At 32.5% G+C, this 16,536-nt stretch carries 17 protein-coding genes; 8 read left to right on the forward strand and 9 right to left on the reverse strand.

Annotated elements, in window-relative coordinates:
* Positions 1-160: 160 nt before the first annotated feature.
* A complete protein-coding gene (gene pssA / locus B5P40_RS21610; RefSeq protein ID WP_002085344.1) occupies positions 161-652 on the forward strand; it encodes a CDP-diacylglycerol--serine O-phosphatidyltransferase in 492 nt (163 codons plus the stop codon).
* Positions 653-1,079: 427 nt separating this feature from the next.
* On the opposite strand, the gene B5P40_RS21615 is transcribed toward pssA, so the two are convergent.
* Both B5P40_RS21615 and B5P40_RS21620 read right to left on the reverse strand, forming a co-directional pair.
* Positions 1,080-2,195 carry an NAD(P)/FAD-dependent oxidoreductase gene (locus tag B5P40_RS21615; RefSeq protein WP_033709793.1) on the reverse strand — a complete coding sequence of 372 codons (1,116 nt, stop codon included), beginning with the start codon at positions 2,193-2,195 and terminating at the stop codon, positions 1,080-1,082.
* A 126-nt stretch (positions 2,196-2,321) separates the two neighbouring features.
* Positions 2,322-2,975, reverse strand: a complete 654-nt coding sequence (locus B5P40_RS21620; RefSeq protein ID WP_002032340.1) for a YdeI/OmpD-associated family protein — start codon at positions 2,973-2,975, stop codon at positions 2,322-2,324.
* A gap of 142 nt (positions 2,976-3,117) precedes the next feature.
* Here B5P40_RS21620 and B5P40_RS21625 point away from each other — a divergent pair, with 142 nt between their 5' ends.
* Positions 3,118-3,300, forward strand: coding sequence for a hypothetical protein (locus tag B5P40_RS21625; RefSeq protein ID WP_113709845.1), 183 nt, complete (start codon positions 3,118-3,120; stop codon positions 3,298-3,300).
* A gap of 19 nt (positions 3,301-3,319) precedes the next feature.
* Here the strand turns inward: B5P40_RS21625 and B5P40_RS21630 are convergent, their stop codons facing one another.
* The 4 genes from B5P40_RS21630 to B5P40_RS34420 all read right to left on the reverse strand — a co-directional run bounded on the left by B5P40_RS21630 (position 3,320) and on the right by B5P40_RS34420 (position 5,841).
* Positions 3,320-4,087 carry an arylamine N-acetyltransferase family protein gene (locus B5P40_RS21630; protein ID WP_113709846.1) on the reverse strand — a complete coding sequence of 256 codons (768 nt, stop codon included), beginning with the start codon at positions 4,085-4,087 and terminating at the stop codon, positions 3,320-3,322.
* Between the two features lie 190 nt (positions 4,088-4,277).
* On the reverse strand, positions 4,278-4,646 hold the full coding sequence (locus B5P40_RS21635) for a DUF4180 domain-containing protein (protein ID WP_002032337.1): 369 nt from the start codon (positions 4,644-4,646) through the stop codon (positions 4,278-4,280).
* 170 nt (positions 4,647-4,816) lie between these two features.
* Positions 4,817-5,494: an HAD family hydrolase gene (locus B5P40_RS21640; protein WP_113709847.1), complete on the reverse strand. Its 678-nt coding sequence runs from the start codon at positions 5,492-5,494 to the stop codon at positions 4,817-4,819.
* A 212-nt stretch (positions 5,495-5,706) separates the two neighbouring features.
* The gene (locus B5P40_RS34420; RefSeq protein WP_002141907.1) at positions 5,707-5,841 is read right to left on the reverse strand and encodes a hypothetical protein; all 135 of its coding nucleotides are present in this window, start codon (positions 5,839-5,841) and stop codon (positions 5,707-5,709) included.
* Between the two features lie 216 nt (positions 5,842-6,057).
* Between B5P40_RS34420 and B5P40_RS21645 the strand changes: the two genes are divergently transcribed.
* Together B5P40_RS21645 and B5P40_RS21650 are read left to right on the forward strand one after the other, a co-directional pair.
* Positions 6,058-6,723, forward strand: a complete 666-nt coding sequence (locus B5P40_RS21645; protein WP_000800741.1) for a response regulator transcription factor — start codon at positions 6,058-6,060, stop codon at positions 6,721-6,723.
* Complete coding sequence (locus tag B5P40_RS21650) at positions 6,716-8,188, forward strand: sensor histidine kinase (protein ID WP_033709149.1); 1,473 nt, start codon at positions 6,716-6,718, stop codon at positions 8,186-8,188. The genes B5P40_RS21645 and B5P40_RS21650 overlap by 8 nt, the downstream gene beginning before the upstream one ends.
* A gap of 57 nt (positions 8,189-8,245) precedes the next feature.
* Here B5P40_RS21650 and B5P40_RS21655 read toward each other — a convergent pair whose 3' ends face one another.
* The gene (locus B5P40_RS21655) at positions 8,246-9,538 is read right to left on the reverse strand and encodes a hypothetical protein (RefSeq protein ID WP_113709852.1); all 1,293 of its coding nucleotides are present in this window, start codon (positions 9,536-9,538) and stop codon (positions 8,246-8,248) included.
* A gap of 469 nt (positions 9,539-10,007) precedes the next feature.
* Here B5P40_RS21655 and bla point away from each other — a divergent pair, with 469 nt between their 5' ends.
* Both bla and B5P40_RS21665 read left to right on the forward strand, forming a co-directional pair.
* A complete protein-coding gene (bla, locus tag B5P40_RS21660) occupies positions 10,008-10,940 on the forward strand; it encodes a class A beta-lactamase (protein ID WP_033709148.1) in 933 nt (310 codons plus the stop codon).
* Between the two features lie 328 nt (positions 10,941-11,268).
* A complete protein-coding gene (locus B5P40_RS21665) occupies positions 11,269-11,451 on the forward strand; it encodes a hypothetical protein (protein ID WP_002032329.1) in 183 nt (60 codons plus the stop codon).
* A 294-nt stretch (positions 11,452-11,745) separates the two neighbouring features.
* On the opposite strand, the gene B5P40_RS21670 is transcribed toward B5P40_RS21665, so the two are convergent.
* Both B5P40_RS21670 and B5P40_RS21675 read right to left on the reverse strand, forming a co-directional pair.
* The gene (locus B5P40_RS21670; protein ID WP_113709848.1) at positions 11,746-12,423 is read right to left on the reverse strand and encodes an ABC transporter ATP-binding protein; all 678 of its coding nucleotides are present in this window, start codon (positions 12,421-12,423) and stop codon (positions 11,746-11,748) included.
* 11 nt (positions 12,424-12,434) lie between these two features.
* Positions 12,435-13,865, reverse strand: a complete 1,431-nt coding sequence (locus B5P40_RS21675) for an ABC transporter permease (RefSeq protein WP_113709849.1) — start codon at positions 13,863-13,865, stop codon at positions 12,435-12,437.
* A gap of 513 nt (positions 13,866-14,378) precedes the next feature.
* Here B5P40_RS21675 and B5P40_RS21680 point away from each other — a divergent pair.
* Together B5P40_RS21680 and B5P40_RS21685 are read left to right on the forward strand one after the other, a co-directional pair.
* Positions 14,379-14,840, forward strand: a complete 462-nt coding sequence (locus B5P40_RS21680; RefSeq protein ID WP_002032325.1) for a GNAT family N-acetyltransferase — start codon at positions 14,379-14,381, stop codon at positions 14,838-14,840.
* Positions 14,841-15,234: 394 nt separating this feature from the next.
* Positions 15,235-16,236, forward strand: a complete 1,002-nt coding sequence (locus B5P40_RS21685; protein ID WP_113709850.1) for an alpha/beta hydrolase — start codon at positions 15,235-15,237, stop codon at positions 16,234-16,236.
* The last annotated feature ends 300 nt before the right edge of the window (positions 16,237-16,536 follow it).

The raw sequence follows: 16,536 nt of genomic DNA on the forward strand, positions 1-16,536 counted from the left end.
ATCAAACATGTTTATAAACCAACATAACGTACAGGAAATCGGCTTTTCTCTTGCCGAAATTTACTTAGCATACAGTGGTCATATATTTTCAAGAATAACGGAAGAATATATAGAAAATGCTACATAAACGTGAAGTTTGATCAACTTAGGGGGGACAACCTTGTTCAATCAAATAGTAAAAGCTGTACCCAATTTATTTACGATTGGAAATTTATTGTGCGGTGTTTTTTCAATTACCATGAATATGAGTGACTATTTGGAAGTAGCCTCCATTTTTATTTTCTTTTCAGCTGTTTTAGATCTCCTTGATGGAAGAATTGCGAGAAAATTAAAAGTGAACAGTGAGTTTGGTGTACAATTGGATTCCTTAGCTGATATTGTTAGTTTCGGAGTTGCTCCTGCACTTTTATTTCATTCGATAGCAACACCATCTATTTTAACTTCTTTGGCATTTATCCTTTTCCCAACGATGGGTGCTTTAAGATTAGCTAAATTTAGTGTAAAACCAACCATTGGATATTTTAAGGGATTACCTATTCCAGCTGCTGGATTACCATTGGCCGGTATGGGATTGTTTTCATATAGCAATGCATGGATTACATTAATCCTCGCTCTCTTAATGGTAAGTCCAATTAGGTTTAAAAAACTTTAATTGGGATCCCGTCTATCGCTTTAATTTCATTTGTGGAACGGTTCGCTAATATCCATCAAGTTGAGGGTTTTGATGTTATTCATCATTTTACGAATGCAGCGATGGGACAGACTTTAAAGAGCTTACCTATTGTAATTGCTCATAATAGATTGTGAAATTGAATAGCCTCCAGTTTTTGGGGCTATTGTTTATATTTCTGATATGTATTTTCGCCTCTATATTGAACGAATCAATCTTTCTTCTCTAATACCTCAAACGATAAAAATGCACTTCGTTGCTATAAAAGGCAAAAATTTTTCGTTTTGTGGGTTATCTATTTTCTTAGCTTGATAACGATGTGGTGGTACCCCTTGTTTAAAAGAACTCCTATCGCCTAAATAACATAACAAAAAGATTAGGAAATCACTCCTAATCTTTTTGTTTATTACTATTCCATTGCCCCAGCAACATCATAATCATTTAAATCTAATTCAATCGGTTGCCCTAACGCAAGTTTCGCAAGTTCTGATCCTAAGTATGGACCTGCTGTTAATCCTGAAGCACCTAATCCGTTTGCAATGAGTATGCCTTCAAAATTAGGGAGTGGGCCAATAACAGGTAAGAATCCTGGCGTAAATGGCCTGAAGCCAACTCTAGTTTCAAGCATTGTACCATCTTCTAAACCAGGCGCTACTGTTAACGCTTTATGGAATACTTCATGTAAACCACCAGCTGTTACACGGTGATCGAAACCAGTATCATTCTCATGCGTTGCACCAATTACGACATGGCCATTGTCAAATGTTAAAATATATTGATCGTTCGGCGGCATAACAACTGGCATATTTTCTGTTGCTGTATTTTCCATTTGCAAATGAACAATTTGTCCTTTTTGGAACGTAACTAAGAAATTAATTCCTAATGGATTCAAGATTTCGTTCGCCCATGCGCCTGCAGTTACCATTACCTTTTCCGCTACAATTGTTTCGTCATTTACTTTAACTCCCGTAATATGATTCCCTTCACGGACTAATACTGCATCACCTTTTATGAAAGTTGCACCATGTTTTTTCGCAGCGCTTATTAATGCTTTGCGTAATAATCTTCCATTTACTCGTGCAGCGCCACTAATATGAACAGAACTATATTCTTCCGATAATGCTGGGAATAATTTTTTCGTTTCTTCAGCTGATAAGCGAGTGATTTCACCAATCTCCGGTGCATCTTCACGGCGTTTATACGCGCGCTCTTCCATTTGATCTAGTTTTTTCTCATCAGTATGTAAACTAATTGCACCTACACGGTTGTAACCTGTATCCGTTTCACCGTCTTCTTCTAATTGCTGAATTAACGAAGAATAGTAACGTGCACCGCCTTTAACGATTTTATACCATGCTTTATTACGACGTTGCGACAGCCACGGACAGACAATACCTGCTGCTGCATCAGTTGCTTGACCTAAATCTTGACGATCTACAATAGTAACCTTCGCACCAGCCTTAGCAAGATGATAGGCAGTAGATGCCCCTAAAATTCCAGATCCAACTACAATATACGATTTCATTTCAAACACCTTTTCTCTTTTGCTAATTATTTAAATATAAGAACATACTTTAGTATACTGAAAGGAATCCTTTTTTCAATGTGCTCAACGTAATTAATTGTTGCATCATTGTGACGTTCCTAATCATTATTTTTTCTTCTTACGGAATAATTCAATTGTTTTATAGCCTTGTGAAAGAATTTCAATCATTTTCTCAAGACGTTTATCGCGTGTTTTTTCTTGTTTCACAGAAAATAAATTACGTGCCCAATCTTTTTGATAACCAGGAGTTAAACTTTGATAAAAATTAAGTTCAGCTGGATGATTAGCCAATAATGCTTCAACATCTTGAATACGATCTGCATAATCAGCAACACATTGACTCGCTACAGGTGTTTTCTTCGCTTTTTTCTTTTCACGTTTTAAACCTACAACTGTAAAGACATCATCCATACTTACCATTCGCGCAAATTTAATTTCGCTTTCCCCCACATATCCATCATCTCCAACGTTTAATGCCGGAAACATCTCATCACGGTGAATAAACGTACTATAACGAGCATTACCTTTTTTCGGATATGCGAAAAACACGTAACCTTTTTCAATTAGTAATTCTTCATTACTAATAATAAAATTCGTTTGTTTCACCATTTCATCAAGTGTTTCTACAAAAATAAAAATGGCATCATGTTCTTTTGAAAATGCAGTTTCTTTCCCCGTAAAAATGTCATAATCACTTGGTTCGTTAATAACGACCATATTTGTATACTTATTAAGTTTCAATTTATCGATAACTGACATAATAATCTTCCTTTACATTAAAAATTCATTGTACATACTTTTTATACTGTTCTAGTGTATTATATCTATTAAGAAAATCAAACTTTAAATCGTATCATTCTGTTTCAAAAGAACACAATATTCTACTTAAAGGAATGATTTTATGCCGTATGTAATCCGAGATGAAGGACTAGTTTTGCAAGGAGACAATGGAAAAGAACCCGTTTTTCATACGTATGAAGAGGCTGCAGAAACGTTAAAAACACTAACTATACCGCAGTTTCCAAAACAAATTAGAAGAAAACCTTTTAAACCAAAAATCATAAAAATAGCCGATTCTGAATAAGAACCGGCTATTTGTTTAGTTATAACTTAATAGCAAATAAAGTATATAAAAGCTCTTTATATTGATTTTCTGTAATTTCACGCTTCGTTTTTTCTCCATAAATGATTTCAGTTAAACTAGTATCCGTTAAAGAGACATGACCAGAGTTCGTCAACTTTATTGCAATGGGCCCTTTATTGAAAATAGATTTCTCATCTTCTATCACTCTTCTTTGAACATCGTTTACTACTGTCTCATCAATAATATGTTTATAAAAAGCATGACAAACTTTCCATTCTCCATCAACATCTATTCTTTCTAGAACATAGTTTCCTTTACTCGTATCTTTTTGTCTTACTCGATACGAACCGTTTTTAGAAGAAACAAGTTCGCCAGTAAACGGTACTGGCACAAGAGGTACTAATGAAGCAATACCTACATCAATTAAGTACCTTACGTTTTCGTAATTTAAAATAATTGTTATATGCCCATCTTCAAGTGCCCAAGCGTTTATATCATTTTTATATACGGTACCTAGTGCGAGTTGTACATCATAACCACTATCTTTTAAAAAATAGTAAAAAAGAGTATTTAATTCATAACAAAGCCCACCTCGAGAACTAGTTAAAATTTTCTCTTGTAAGTTTTTCATAGAAATTGTATTCGCATTACTTGCTATTACATTTAAATTCTCAAACGGGATTGTGTGGGCAAATGCAAAGAGTATTGTACTTAATTCTTCAAATTTTATTTCAGTACGTTTTTCAAGGTTTAATCTTGTAAAGAGTTTATCTTGTAACTTTGTCATATTCAGCACCCCTTAATAAGTTATAAGTTAAAATAATATATGCTGATTGTAAATTTGAAGGGATATTGTAACAATGTACATTTGCAGTTACTGTACCGGTACAAAATTTAAATTTGAAAAACATATTTATATAAAAATACAAATAAGAGGCACCTTCACGGATGCCTCTTTCGAAATACATTTTATATCTTTATTTCAATGAGCTTAACTTTTCAATTGCCAGTTGCTCAGTTGCTAAGAAAAAAATATCCTTACCTTTATTACATTCATAAATGAAATCTTTTAAGCTTTTACTAGTGTACATAGAAAAATCCCCGACGATAGCAATTTTCACGCTGTAATTAATAAACTTTTGAAGAATATCACCCGCAAGACGTGTTTTTAAGTCAAAGAAACTTTCACTTATTAATGATTTATTGATAGCAATCCGCTTTGAATCCGCTTCATATTGAACTGTTGCCATGAGATCTAATGCAGATTGAACGTCGGATATTAATACTGTATCGTTTCTGACGACGGCAATATTTATTCCGCTAATTACTACTTTCTTTATTTCCATAGTCTCACCCCTCTATAATTTATAAAGTATATATTAAACATGCTGTGTAGATCTTCATTAACACACATAAATGATTTGCCCCTGGCTCAATAACCTCTATTTCATCGTAAATAAATATTGTTTTAAAACTTCTCATACGGTCAATGAAATTAAGGGTAATCTATCTTTTACTATTTTTGAAAATTTATCTCTCCACAATAACTTAATAAATTATCAAAAGAAGTAATCTCGGCATATGGTTTAGTTTCGGTATTATTCTTAATCATATTAGGATTGAACCATATGCCCTTTATATTTGCATTTTGACAACCAGCAATATCCTTTTCTAAGTCATCTCCAACAAATAGTACATCTTCTGATTGTACATTTAGCTTATTTAATGCTAATTCAAATATGCGTTTGTCAGGTTTACTAAATCCCGCTACTTCAGAAATAATGATTGTATCAAAATAACGATTCAAATTCGTGTTAATTATTTTTGCTTTTTGCCTCTGAGTTGAGCCATTTGTTATAATTCCAACTTTAATATGTGACTTTATAGTATTTATGATATTAATAGTTTTTTGGTTTATAGAAAAACATTTTGGGAAATTATTATTCCAAAAGCCTTGAATGTAATTGCGTGGTAATCTATATTTCGGTGGGAATTCATCAAATAATGATTCCAATACCTTCACTTTATCGCTGTGGCCATAGCTTTTTTTATCATATCCCTTGAATTTCTGTAACATTTCGTTTTTTACTGCATGTTGTTCAACATCCCCATAAAACTCCTCTAAAATAAAGGAAAACAGTTTATCTACTGCCTTATCCCTATCAAGTAACGTATCATCTAAATCAAATAGCATCGCTTTATAACCCCTCAAATAATTTCACAACCTTTCTCGCAATATATAAATAATCCCTAGTTCGTACCTTTAAACTTTTGGTTTACCAAGAGAGTTGTTATTTATGTGAGAATAACGATCAAACAGAGTAAAGGATTTATTTTTACCTTCCAGGAGAATTAATTCTAGCCTTAGAATCCAGTTGTTTCTCTCCAGATCAATTAAATGCTCAACTACTTCGAATGTATTTCAAGTTCCTTCCTCTTCATTACAATGTAGCCATTCGCCTGATAAACTAGATAAAAAAACTCCAAAGTTTGTGGCACACGCTCTAGAATTACAGTAGCTTCTTTTATATTGAAATTCATTTCCTTTTCTCCTCTTGGTAAAGAAGTAAAAGTATATTTTCATACAATTCAAGAAATTACATCCGATTTACATTATTATACATTAGTTTTACTTAAATATTAATGTTCATTTTATTGAACGTGGAGCTAACACAATAATCGTCTTGTGGAATCTCCTAATTTATCTCCACATAAACTCCAGATAGTAAGGCTATAATGACTACCAGAGGTGATATTATGAAAAACTATCATATTCTCGTGGTAGAAGACGATCAAGAAATTCAGGAATTAATTAAACAATTTTTAATGACACAACAGTATACAGTTGTAGTTGCATCAGATGGATTAGAGGGTATGACACAATTTAATAAGCAATCCTTTGATTTAATTCTTCTAGATGTAATGATGCCCAATCTTAATGGATTTGAAGTATCCAAGATGATTCGAAGTCAGTCAAACGTACCAATTATTATGCTAACTGCATTGGAAGAAGAGGAAGATCAAATGAAAGGGTTCGATCTTGGAATCGATGATTATATAACAAAACCCTTTTCGTTTCATGTTTTGATTAGACGAGTCGAAGCTGTACTTAGAAGAAGTTATGATAAAAATGTAAATAATCATTTGGTATTTAAAGAAGTGCGTATCGATGTTGATGCATATAGAGTATATGTAAATGACGTTGAAATTTTATTAACGACAAAAGAGTTTGAAATTCTACAACTACTATTTCAAAATGAGAGAAAAGTACTCACAAGAGAAAATATCGTAGAAAAAGTTTGGGGGTACGATTATTTTGGAGAAACACGAATAATTGATACACATATTAAAAACCTACGTAAAAAGTTAGCTATCCCTTATATTAAAACAATAAAGGGTATTGGTTATAAAATTGATGAATAGTATTGTGAAAATCATGAAGATGAAGCAAATTACTTATAAACTCTTTATGACTACCTCTCTCATTTTGTTATCCTTTGCAGTATTGATTTATTTAACTTTATACTTCTTTCTCCCTACGTTTTATGAGCAATACAAAACAGATCAACTTCAAACAGGGATAAAAGAAATCATTGATAAATCTAAAGATCTTACGTTTCAAGATGCGATACCACTTTTTGATGAATATGCAAAAAAAAATAATGCGATGCTTTATCTTCAAAATAATGAGGGAATAATTAAATACTCTCCTTCATTTTCTTTTACTCAAAATGGTTCGCAAACAACAGTAGTTACTAGAGCCACACGGTTCGAGAATGCAGGTACCCTTAGCAATTCATATAACGTTACGAAACCAATTCAATTCCAAGATGGTAGTTTAACGCTTATAGTCTTTGCTACATTTCAACCAATTGATGAAGCTTCACAGGTTTTAGTACGCTTTCTCCCCTATATTAGTATCATTGTACTCATAATTGGTGTAGGGAGTGCTTATTTCTATTCCAGGTTTATTACAAAACCACTTATTTATATTAATGAGGGTGCACAAAAGATGGCAAATTTAGATTTCTCCGAAAAAATTGAGGTTCGCTCTACAGATGAGTTAGGAGAATTATCTAATAGTTTGAATGACATGTCTATTAACTTACAACAAGCTATGTTTGATTTAAAAAAAGCAAATCAACAATTAAAAAATGATATTGAAAAAGAACGAGAAATAGAAACAAAACGCAGAGAGTTTTTTGCGATTGTAGCACATGAATTAAAGACCCCTCTTACTGTAATGAAAGGATACTTAGAAGGGATGATATACAATATTGGCCCTTATCAAAATCGAGATCAATATTTAAAGAAAAATCATCAAATTATTGAAAGTATGGAACAATTAGTTCGTGAAATTTTAAGCATGTCGAAATTAGAACAACACACCTTTAAACTAAAAGTAGAAGAAGTTAATCTTTCGAAGTTAATAGATACAATCACAAAAGATCTCGAATTTTTTGCTTCTCAAAAAAGCATCCAAATAATAAAAGAAATTGATTCTGATCTTTCTGTTTATACAGATCGTGTTCTTTTTGAAAAAGCATGTAAAAATATTATCCATAATGCAGTTATGTATTCACCACATAATGAAAAAGTCTATATAAAGTTAAGTGAGGATTCTAAACAGGGTCAAATCAAAATGCAAATTATGAATACAGGTGTCAATATTAAAGAAGAGAATATACAACAAATTTTCAAACCATTTTATCGAATTGAAAAATCAAGGAATCGAAATACTGGAGGAAGTGGTTTGGGGTTATATATTGTTAAACAAATTCTTGAAACGTTAGATATAAAGTATTCTATAAAGAATATGGAACGTAGTGTACAATTTAGCATGAACATTCCATTATCTAAACAAAAAACAAACAAACTCCCCTCTTAGTAGGACGAGTTTGTTTGTTTTTTGTAGTTTTAGTATTGATATTTTTCGAGTTACTTTTTAAGCAATATTGGGATTAGCTTTTTTACCAATCCACATACCTAAGCCCACCATGCCAAGCCAACAGCAAATTGCTAACATAAACATCAATCGTTGTACGGATAACCCTTCAATCTGCATTTGACCCTTCCCAACAATTGTTTGGAAAAGTTGCGACCATTCGACATCGTAAAACACCCCTACTCCCACAATCACAATCAATATAAAAAATTGTAAAAATATATTCCCCATATTTCTCCATGTTGTGTAAATGAGTAAAGAAAGCTCTCTATGTGTAGCATTCACCATATATACTTTCATATTATTTTGAGAAGAAATACTATTAATGGCATAGCTCCCAAATGTAACGCTAAGGACTATAAATATTGGAGAATAAAACCCGAATATCATGATTAAAGTACTTACTAAAAACAAATGGATTGGATTAACTTTCTTAGCAGCTTTGATATCTAAAAATATGGACATCAAAATCCCTAATAGGTATGGTCCAACTACAATGAAAATACAGGTTAACATGTTATAGAAAGTAAAACTATAAAAAATACCCATCAAAAATAAATATCCATTTCCTAATCCAAGTAAAAATGATTCTGCCTTTAAGCGAATTGGTAAAGAAGATGAAAGTTTATGAAAGAACTTTCCTTTCAACAAACTCACAAACATGAAACAAATAAGCGCTATAGAAAGTAGAAAAAAACAAAAAATATATTGTTCATTATTTATGTTACGACTTGTTCGAATCAAAAGAATAAGCATTGAGACAAAAAGAAACTTTCCTACAACCGATACGATGGAGATAGGTAAAAGCCCTTTGGCTAACTCTGTTCTCGGCATTTTTTTTATAGCAAAAAGGATACTGATTAAACAAATCCCATATATGCATGTTATCAGCGGCGGCGATAAAAAACTAATCGCTAACAAAACGATTATTAGTAAAAGAAAAACGATACCAATAATAATCGCTTGTTGATTTTTATTATAAACCTTTCCCCCGCCTTCCACATGTAGAAACAATAAAGTACTCGTCATGGTAGAAATTGTACTAACTGCAAAACCAGAAACTAACGCACTTATTTCTAGCCATCTTGAACTCCATCCAAAGAAAGTAACACTAAGTAATGATACTATCAGAATAGAAACAGTCCAATATAAGGAGCGGTGAATCCCAGCCTTATTCACAATAGGTATCCAGATAAACACACCCGTCATATAAGTTGTATAAAACAGGATTGATGGCCAGTATCCCTCAAAGCCTTTCGAAATCTGTAATCCATAAACAATGTAAATAAGCATGGGTGTAAAGATAGTCGTTATTAGTAGACTAAATGTAGTTATACTTTGCACCACAAGTCTTTTTTGCTTTGTCGTATGTATCGTATAACACCTCACTTAAAATGAAATCAGTAGTTGTTATTACTTATTCTGTCCGGAACGAGGTTGTTATATATGCGCAATCCAATTGAAATTCCCATTACGAGGTAAACTCAATCTAAATCCACATTAAATTAAGTGGCGTGCAAAAAAGGTGGATTTTGTGATTCTTATAAATAAAATTAATGGATATATTCAAAACCTTAATCATAAATGGAACAAATGTGTTACTTAGATTGTCTATTACGTATAAAAAAGGTGCTTTTGGTAGTTCTCTCATTTTGTAATGCAAGAAACACAAGATGAGTGCTATCCTGTGCATTTGTTAATTGTATAGGTATGTAAAATACCTATACAAAATCCATATATTCTTGAAAGAGGTTGAAAATGTATGATAGTTTCAAAGAAGTTTTTTCACATTTCGCATTATAAAAAGATGTTACCTGTAGTATTACTTTCATGTGTAACGCTTATAGGCTGTTCCAATAGTAATATTCAATCCGCACCACCGAAACAAACCAAACAAGAAAATACAAGTAATCATTCTTTTGTAAAGTTGGAAAAAGAATATGATGCTAAACTTGGTATTTATGCATTAGACACAGGTACGAATCAAACCGTTACTTATCGTTCAAATGAACGGTTTGCATACGCATCTACCCACAAAGCCCTTGCTGTTGGAGCACTGTTACAAAAGAAATCAATAGAAGATTTAGATCAAAGAATTAAGTATACTAGCAAAGATCTTGTGAATTACAATCCAATTACTGAAAAATATGTAGATACAGGTATGACTCTGAAAGAGCTTGCGGATGCTTCCCTTCGATATAGCGATAATACTGCACAAAATCTTATTCTTAAGCAATTAGGTGGGCCAAGTGAATTCAAAAAATCACTGAGAGAAATAGGAGATACTGTCACAAATCCTGAACGTTTTGAACCAGAATTAAACGAAGTGCAGCCAGGAGACACTCGTGATACTAGTACCCCAAAGGCATTAGCTACTAGTCTTCAAGCATACGCGCTAGGCGATATACTTTCAGTTGAGAAACGGAACTTTTTAATAGATTTGATGAAAAGAAATACTACGGGGGACAACTTAATTCGTGCTGGAGTTCCAGGAGAATGGGAAGTAGCCGATAAGACCGGCTCTGGGTCTTATGGAACAAGGAATGATATTGCAATCATTTGGCCACCAAATAAAAAGCCAATTATTCTTGCGATACTTTCTAATCACGCTAAAGAGGATGCGAAATACGATGATAAACTTATTGCAGACGCAACCAAAATAGTGTTAGATTCTTTAAAAGTAACGAATAAATAATTACGCCTACTTTACGGCACATATAGTTTGAAAGACATGTACGTATCTAATCGCTAAGATGTATAAGTGAATTTATCCAAATTATTCAATACCGAATAAAAAGCATCTCTTTGTAAAGGTTTACTATGTTTTAAATGAGCAAATACTTTAGAATATATAGCTTTTGAGCAATCAAATTTTAGTTTTTTGAAATATAGTATGCTGCACTGGAGAACAGATTAATCCACTATAATTGTCGAATCGCTTTTATTTTGTCGAATATTCTATACTTAGTTTTATCCAGGCTGATATACTATAAACACAATAATTCTAGAAAGGTGATGATGTTATGTATGAACAACAAAATAATAGGGATAGAGATAAAAAAATGATGTTTTCTATGCAAGGAATTCCCACAAATAAAGTTAACATGAATCAATTACCTAAATGGATTAGGATTTTCGGCTATTGTGCGTTTGGTTGGATGATAGTATTTAGTTTAATTATGATTGTTGGTTTAATTCTTCAATAACAATACTGATAAATAGTTAAACGGGACAATATTTAGATCATACCTCTAGGTAATGTCCCGTTTTTTATATGTAATTACTTAATGATATATTAAACCGATCATAACAAAAAGAACCTGTAGAATATACTACAAGTTCTTTTTCAAAAATTGTTAAAAAGGGAATAACAAACTATCTTAACATTCAATACAGGGAGACCATTTTGATTATGGCTTGGTTATATTGTATATCAAATATAAATATTTGAAGAAACTGATTTCGAAAATTATGTGAATTAAAAAACTAGGGTGTTTATATTAAATTTCGTTTACTACCAACTTCTTCTTACTTAAATAGACTGCACGATCTGATTTTTTAGCAACTTCCTGTGAGTGCGTCACAACAATAATACATTTATTTTCTTTATGTGCAAGTTCTTGAAACAGTTCTATTATATCCATTGCCGTTTCTTCGTCGAGGTTTCCTGTCGGCTCATCCGCAATCAGTAAATCAACATTACAAGATAACGCTCGAGCGATTGCTACACGCTGCTGTTGCCCGCCACTTAGTTGCAGAATATTTCGTTTCGCTTCTACTTCTGTAAGTCCTACTTTCTCTAATAATTCTAACGCCCTTGCCGTTTTATTTTGCACTTTAACACCTGTAATTTCCATTGCTGTTAAGACATTTTGAAGAGCAGTCATATAGGTAATCAAATTATAAGATTGGAAAATTACCGATACATTTTGATTACGGTACCGATCCAAACCAATTTTTCGAATATCCTTTCCATTAAATAGTACATAACCATTTTTAGGTATATCTAGCCCACAACCTAAGCTAAGCGTAGTGGTTTTACCAGATCCGGATGGTCCTAGAATCGTGTAGAAATGTCCTTTTTGAAAAGAAAAGTTAACATTTTCTAGTATCGCTACTTTTTTTCCGTTACTTTCATAATAATAATCTAAGTTTTTAAATTGTAAAATCGTCTCCATATCGAGCCTCCTTATTCATCTTTTAAAAGAATTTGTTTTGGATTCAGGCGTAGAATAGATAATGCTGGAAGAAGCGTTGCTAATATAGCAATAGCTAGTCCAATCCCCCCCATTTTCCCTACATCTTCGCCTGTTACACTTACATTAATTTTATCAATTGGATCCTCTTTTTGATTTTGTACAGTTCCACCAGGTCCAGCTACCATTACAGTTCCATTTTGTGAGGTGTTTGTTTCTTCTCCTGCTGTAGCAATTTCACTCGAAAGTAAATTATTCCCTATGAATTGAGAAATTTTTGCTCCTGTTGTTATGGATAATCCAAATGCTAAAATAGCGATACATACTACTTCTACTACGAACTGCGCCATCAGTTTCCACTTTTTCTCTCCAATGGACAATAGAATCCCCATTTCCTTACGACGTGCTTTAATCGATAACATAATGATTAACCCTAAAATAATCGCACCTGCAATTGATACAATATAAATAATCATTTGAGAAGTTGATGAGATATTTTCGATAGGCCCAATCATTTGTTTGTACAACGAATCATGTGCATCTAATTTATAATAATTAAAATCAATATCAGATTTTTTTGCTTCTTCTTTAAATGCTTCAATGTTTTGTGGATCTTTCAAGAAATACACGACTTGAATGCTACTTATACCTTGATCTATTTCTAATTTTTTCATAGTTGAATGCGGCATATATAGTTTATTAGCTGGATCCATTATAGGAGGAGCTTGTTGCCCCATTGCTTGCTCATTCGTTTCGTAAATACCGATAATTTCAACCTCCAGGGTTTCCTTCTTATCCCCTGATTGCACTTTAACTTTGTCTCCTACTTTCAAGTTGTTTAATTCCGCTAATCGTTTTTCCATTAAAGCTACATTCTGATCTTTCATCTGTTCTGTAATTGGTTTCCCATCAATGATTTTACTTTTTCCATTCTTAAAGCTTTCTTGTAATGCAGTTTTGCGAACTCCCTCAATCATAAAAGAAGAATTCATATCTATTTCTGTACCGGAGCCTGAACCGCCTCGTACAGCCGCCATTCCCGCCTTATCTTTTCCTTCTTCTTCTCCTTCTGAAGCTCCTACTAGTTTAAGTCCGTCAGAAATTCCGAGAGTGCTAGTTATGTAATTATAGTCTTTTACATACTTTGACTTCGCTAATTGATCTGCTTCTTTTGTATTAAGCTTCGGTGGATTAGGCATCTCTCCAGTTTCCCTAGCTTGTTGACCTAATTTGTCAAAATCAAGACTTAAAGTAACATCTGCACCGAGTTTTTTTCTTGCTGCATCAGCAGCTTTTTTTGATGCATTTTGGATTGTGAATCCTGCCAACACTAAATTTGTAACAATTAGGAAAACCGCCATCAAAATTAATGATGTTCCTACTCTTTTTTTCATACTGAGAATTGCTCGTTTCATAAAGTTCATTTTTTCTTACCTCCTTGATAACTTGTATTCTATATAGGTTATCTAGAGTCTATATGGAGCTAATCGGTAGTTTATCTAGAGATATAAGGAGTTTATGTGTAGTTATTCATTGACCTGGTCAAGAAAGACCGGAACACATATTCAAAAACGTAATCGTTTTTGAATATTGGCAAGGAAGTTATGGCTTTAGATAGCATTGAATGAGAGCATACAAATCCATGCTTATTACGTAATTTCTATACAACAAATAAAAACCACCCTATTTGAATGGTTCTATGTGTGCTTGTTAAATATGAAAATTCATTAAAGAATATGGAGGTTTTTTGAAGTTGGTCGGATTTTCTAATAATAATATTGTGTTAAAAAGCCTAAATTATAATTTTATAAGTTAGGCTTTTATGCTATCTATAAGAAAAAGTTATAGAGACTCATAATATTTTATAATTTAACCTATTGTATTTAAACAAGTAAAATAAAAGTAACAAGTGCATACATTAAGGAGGTTTTTTGATAGTGACAGAAACTATAACATTTAGGATTGCAACGGCAGATGATTTAGATGAAATTGTAAAAATGCTTGCTGATGATGTTTTAGGAAATAAAAGAGAGCGCTATGAAACACCACTCCCTGATAGTTATATAAGAGCATTTCATGCTATTGATTGTGATCCAAATAACGAGTTGATTGTAGCGTGTGATGGGACGGAGATTGTCGGTATTCAACAAATTACATTTACGCCTTACATTGTACGTCAAGGGGGTTGGAGAGCTACAATTGAGGGTGTACGGACAGCCTCATCAAAACGTGGTAAAGGTATAGGAAGTAAACTTATTAAATGGGCTATTCAACGTGCTAAATTACGGGGATGTCATTTAGTACAGTTAACAACAGATAAAGAACGACAAGAAGCTTTACACTTTTATAAGAAATTAGGTTTTAAAGATTCTCATGAAGGATTAAAACTCTTTCTCTAATGAATATAGCTATTTATATACCAAAAAGACGTATATTGTAAGGTTAATTAACTATAGGCTTCGAAAATTACGGTAACTATCACTGTATTAAATATACAAATTGACACATTGTCTTTCATATAAATTACGTCACTTCAAAAGGTGTACCTTTTGATACGAAAATAAGCAAGTTAATGTTCTCTTTTATGAATGAGAATATTAACTTGCTTTTTAGGTTTTTGTAAAAGATATTTATAGTTTTATTTTATTGATATATTTATAATATAATATACAAATTCCCCACCTGTTTTATTATTCAAGCATCTACTATTAGGAAAAGAGAATATTTTACAATTAATTTACAGCATAAATTTTGTCCATCTTTTAGACGATATGTATTTTGGAGGAGGTTAATTTGATTTTTTCAAAACTCATTGATCGATACGCCTTGTATGATTTGCACAAAAAAAGAAGTGTAAAGTTTCAGTATACTTCTCTTTCTAACACCTCACTATATATAAAGGACATAGAATTTTTTTATAAAGTAAAACCATCTCATATTCATTTTAACATTAAGCATTTAAAACAAGAAAAGGAATACATGGTTGGACAATTCAAATATAAAAGCTCGGTTCAATCTGGTGATTCACGCAACGATTCTGTCACTGGAGAATTATTTTTACATGAAAATGAAGATGCACCTCATGTCATCTTTGTTCACGGTTGGAGAATGGATTCTAACGAACGTGTAAAAAAAATATTCCACGACCATATGACCAACTTGAAGTGGAATATGTATTATTTCACTTTACCATATCATTTTGACAGAAAACCGAACCAATCCCTATACAGTGGAGAGTACATGGTAAGTGCCAATGTTGAACGAACTGTAGAAGCAACTAGACAAGCGGTAGCTGATTTACGAACTTTGATCAAATGGATAAAAGAAAATAAAAATGGTCCCTTGATTTTAATAGGAATCAGTTTAGGTGGAGTTATTACTAACTTAACATCTCTTGTTGAACCAGAAATTGATGTGTTAGCATCCATTTTCTACGCGAATCGACTCTCATATTCAATTTGGAAGACAAATCCAGGTAAATTTATTAGAGAAGATTTGGAACATCATGGTGTTACGTATGATGATTTAATAGCTTATTGGAAAATCACTGAACCGAGTCAAGCGTTACCAAAAGTAAAAAAAGAAAATATTTTATTAATTTCAGGTAAGCACGATCTATATGTGCACTCTGAGGATACGGACTATTTGTGGGAATCCTGGGAAAGACCTACGCGATATATTTATACATGTGGACATGCCGGGATTGTTCTTAAACGTAAAAAAATTGCAACTGATACTATCAATTTTATTCAGAATCGATTGAACTCCTCACACTTCCCCAAAGACATACCTTAAAGTGAGGGATTACTAAGTATAGAATCTTATACTTGTAATCTTTCATTTTATACCAAGTTCATTTCATATGGAAAAGGGTTACTCATCATTTTCACCAGGGGCTTATTTTTATAAAAAGAAATTATTGTTGTTTACCCTTTATATACAATATTACATATAAAAATCTTTAATTGTTCTGTTATAATTTTAAGAGTAAATTATTCATCCATTAATTTACACCATCCATATCTACAGTTATGGAAACCCTAATTACATATAAAAAAGAGAAGAACTTTGGTGTGATATGATCCCCTTATAGTA

This window comes from Bacillus sp. SRB_8 (assembly GCF_003264205.1).
GTDB classification, from domain to species: Bacteria; Bacillota; Bacilli; order Bacillales; family Bacillaceae_G; genus Bacillus_A; species Bacillus_A mycoides.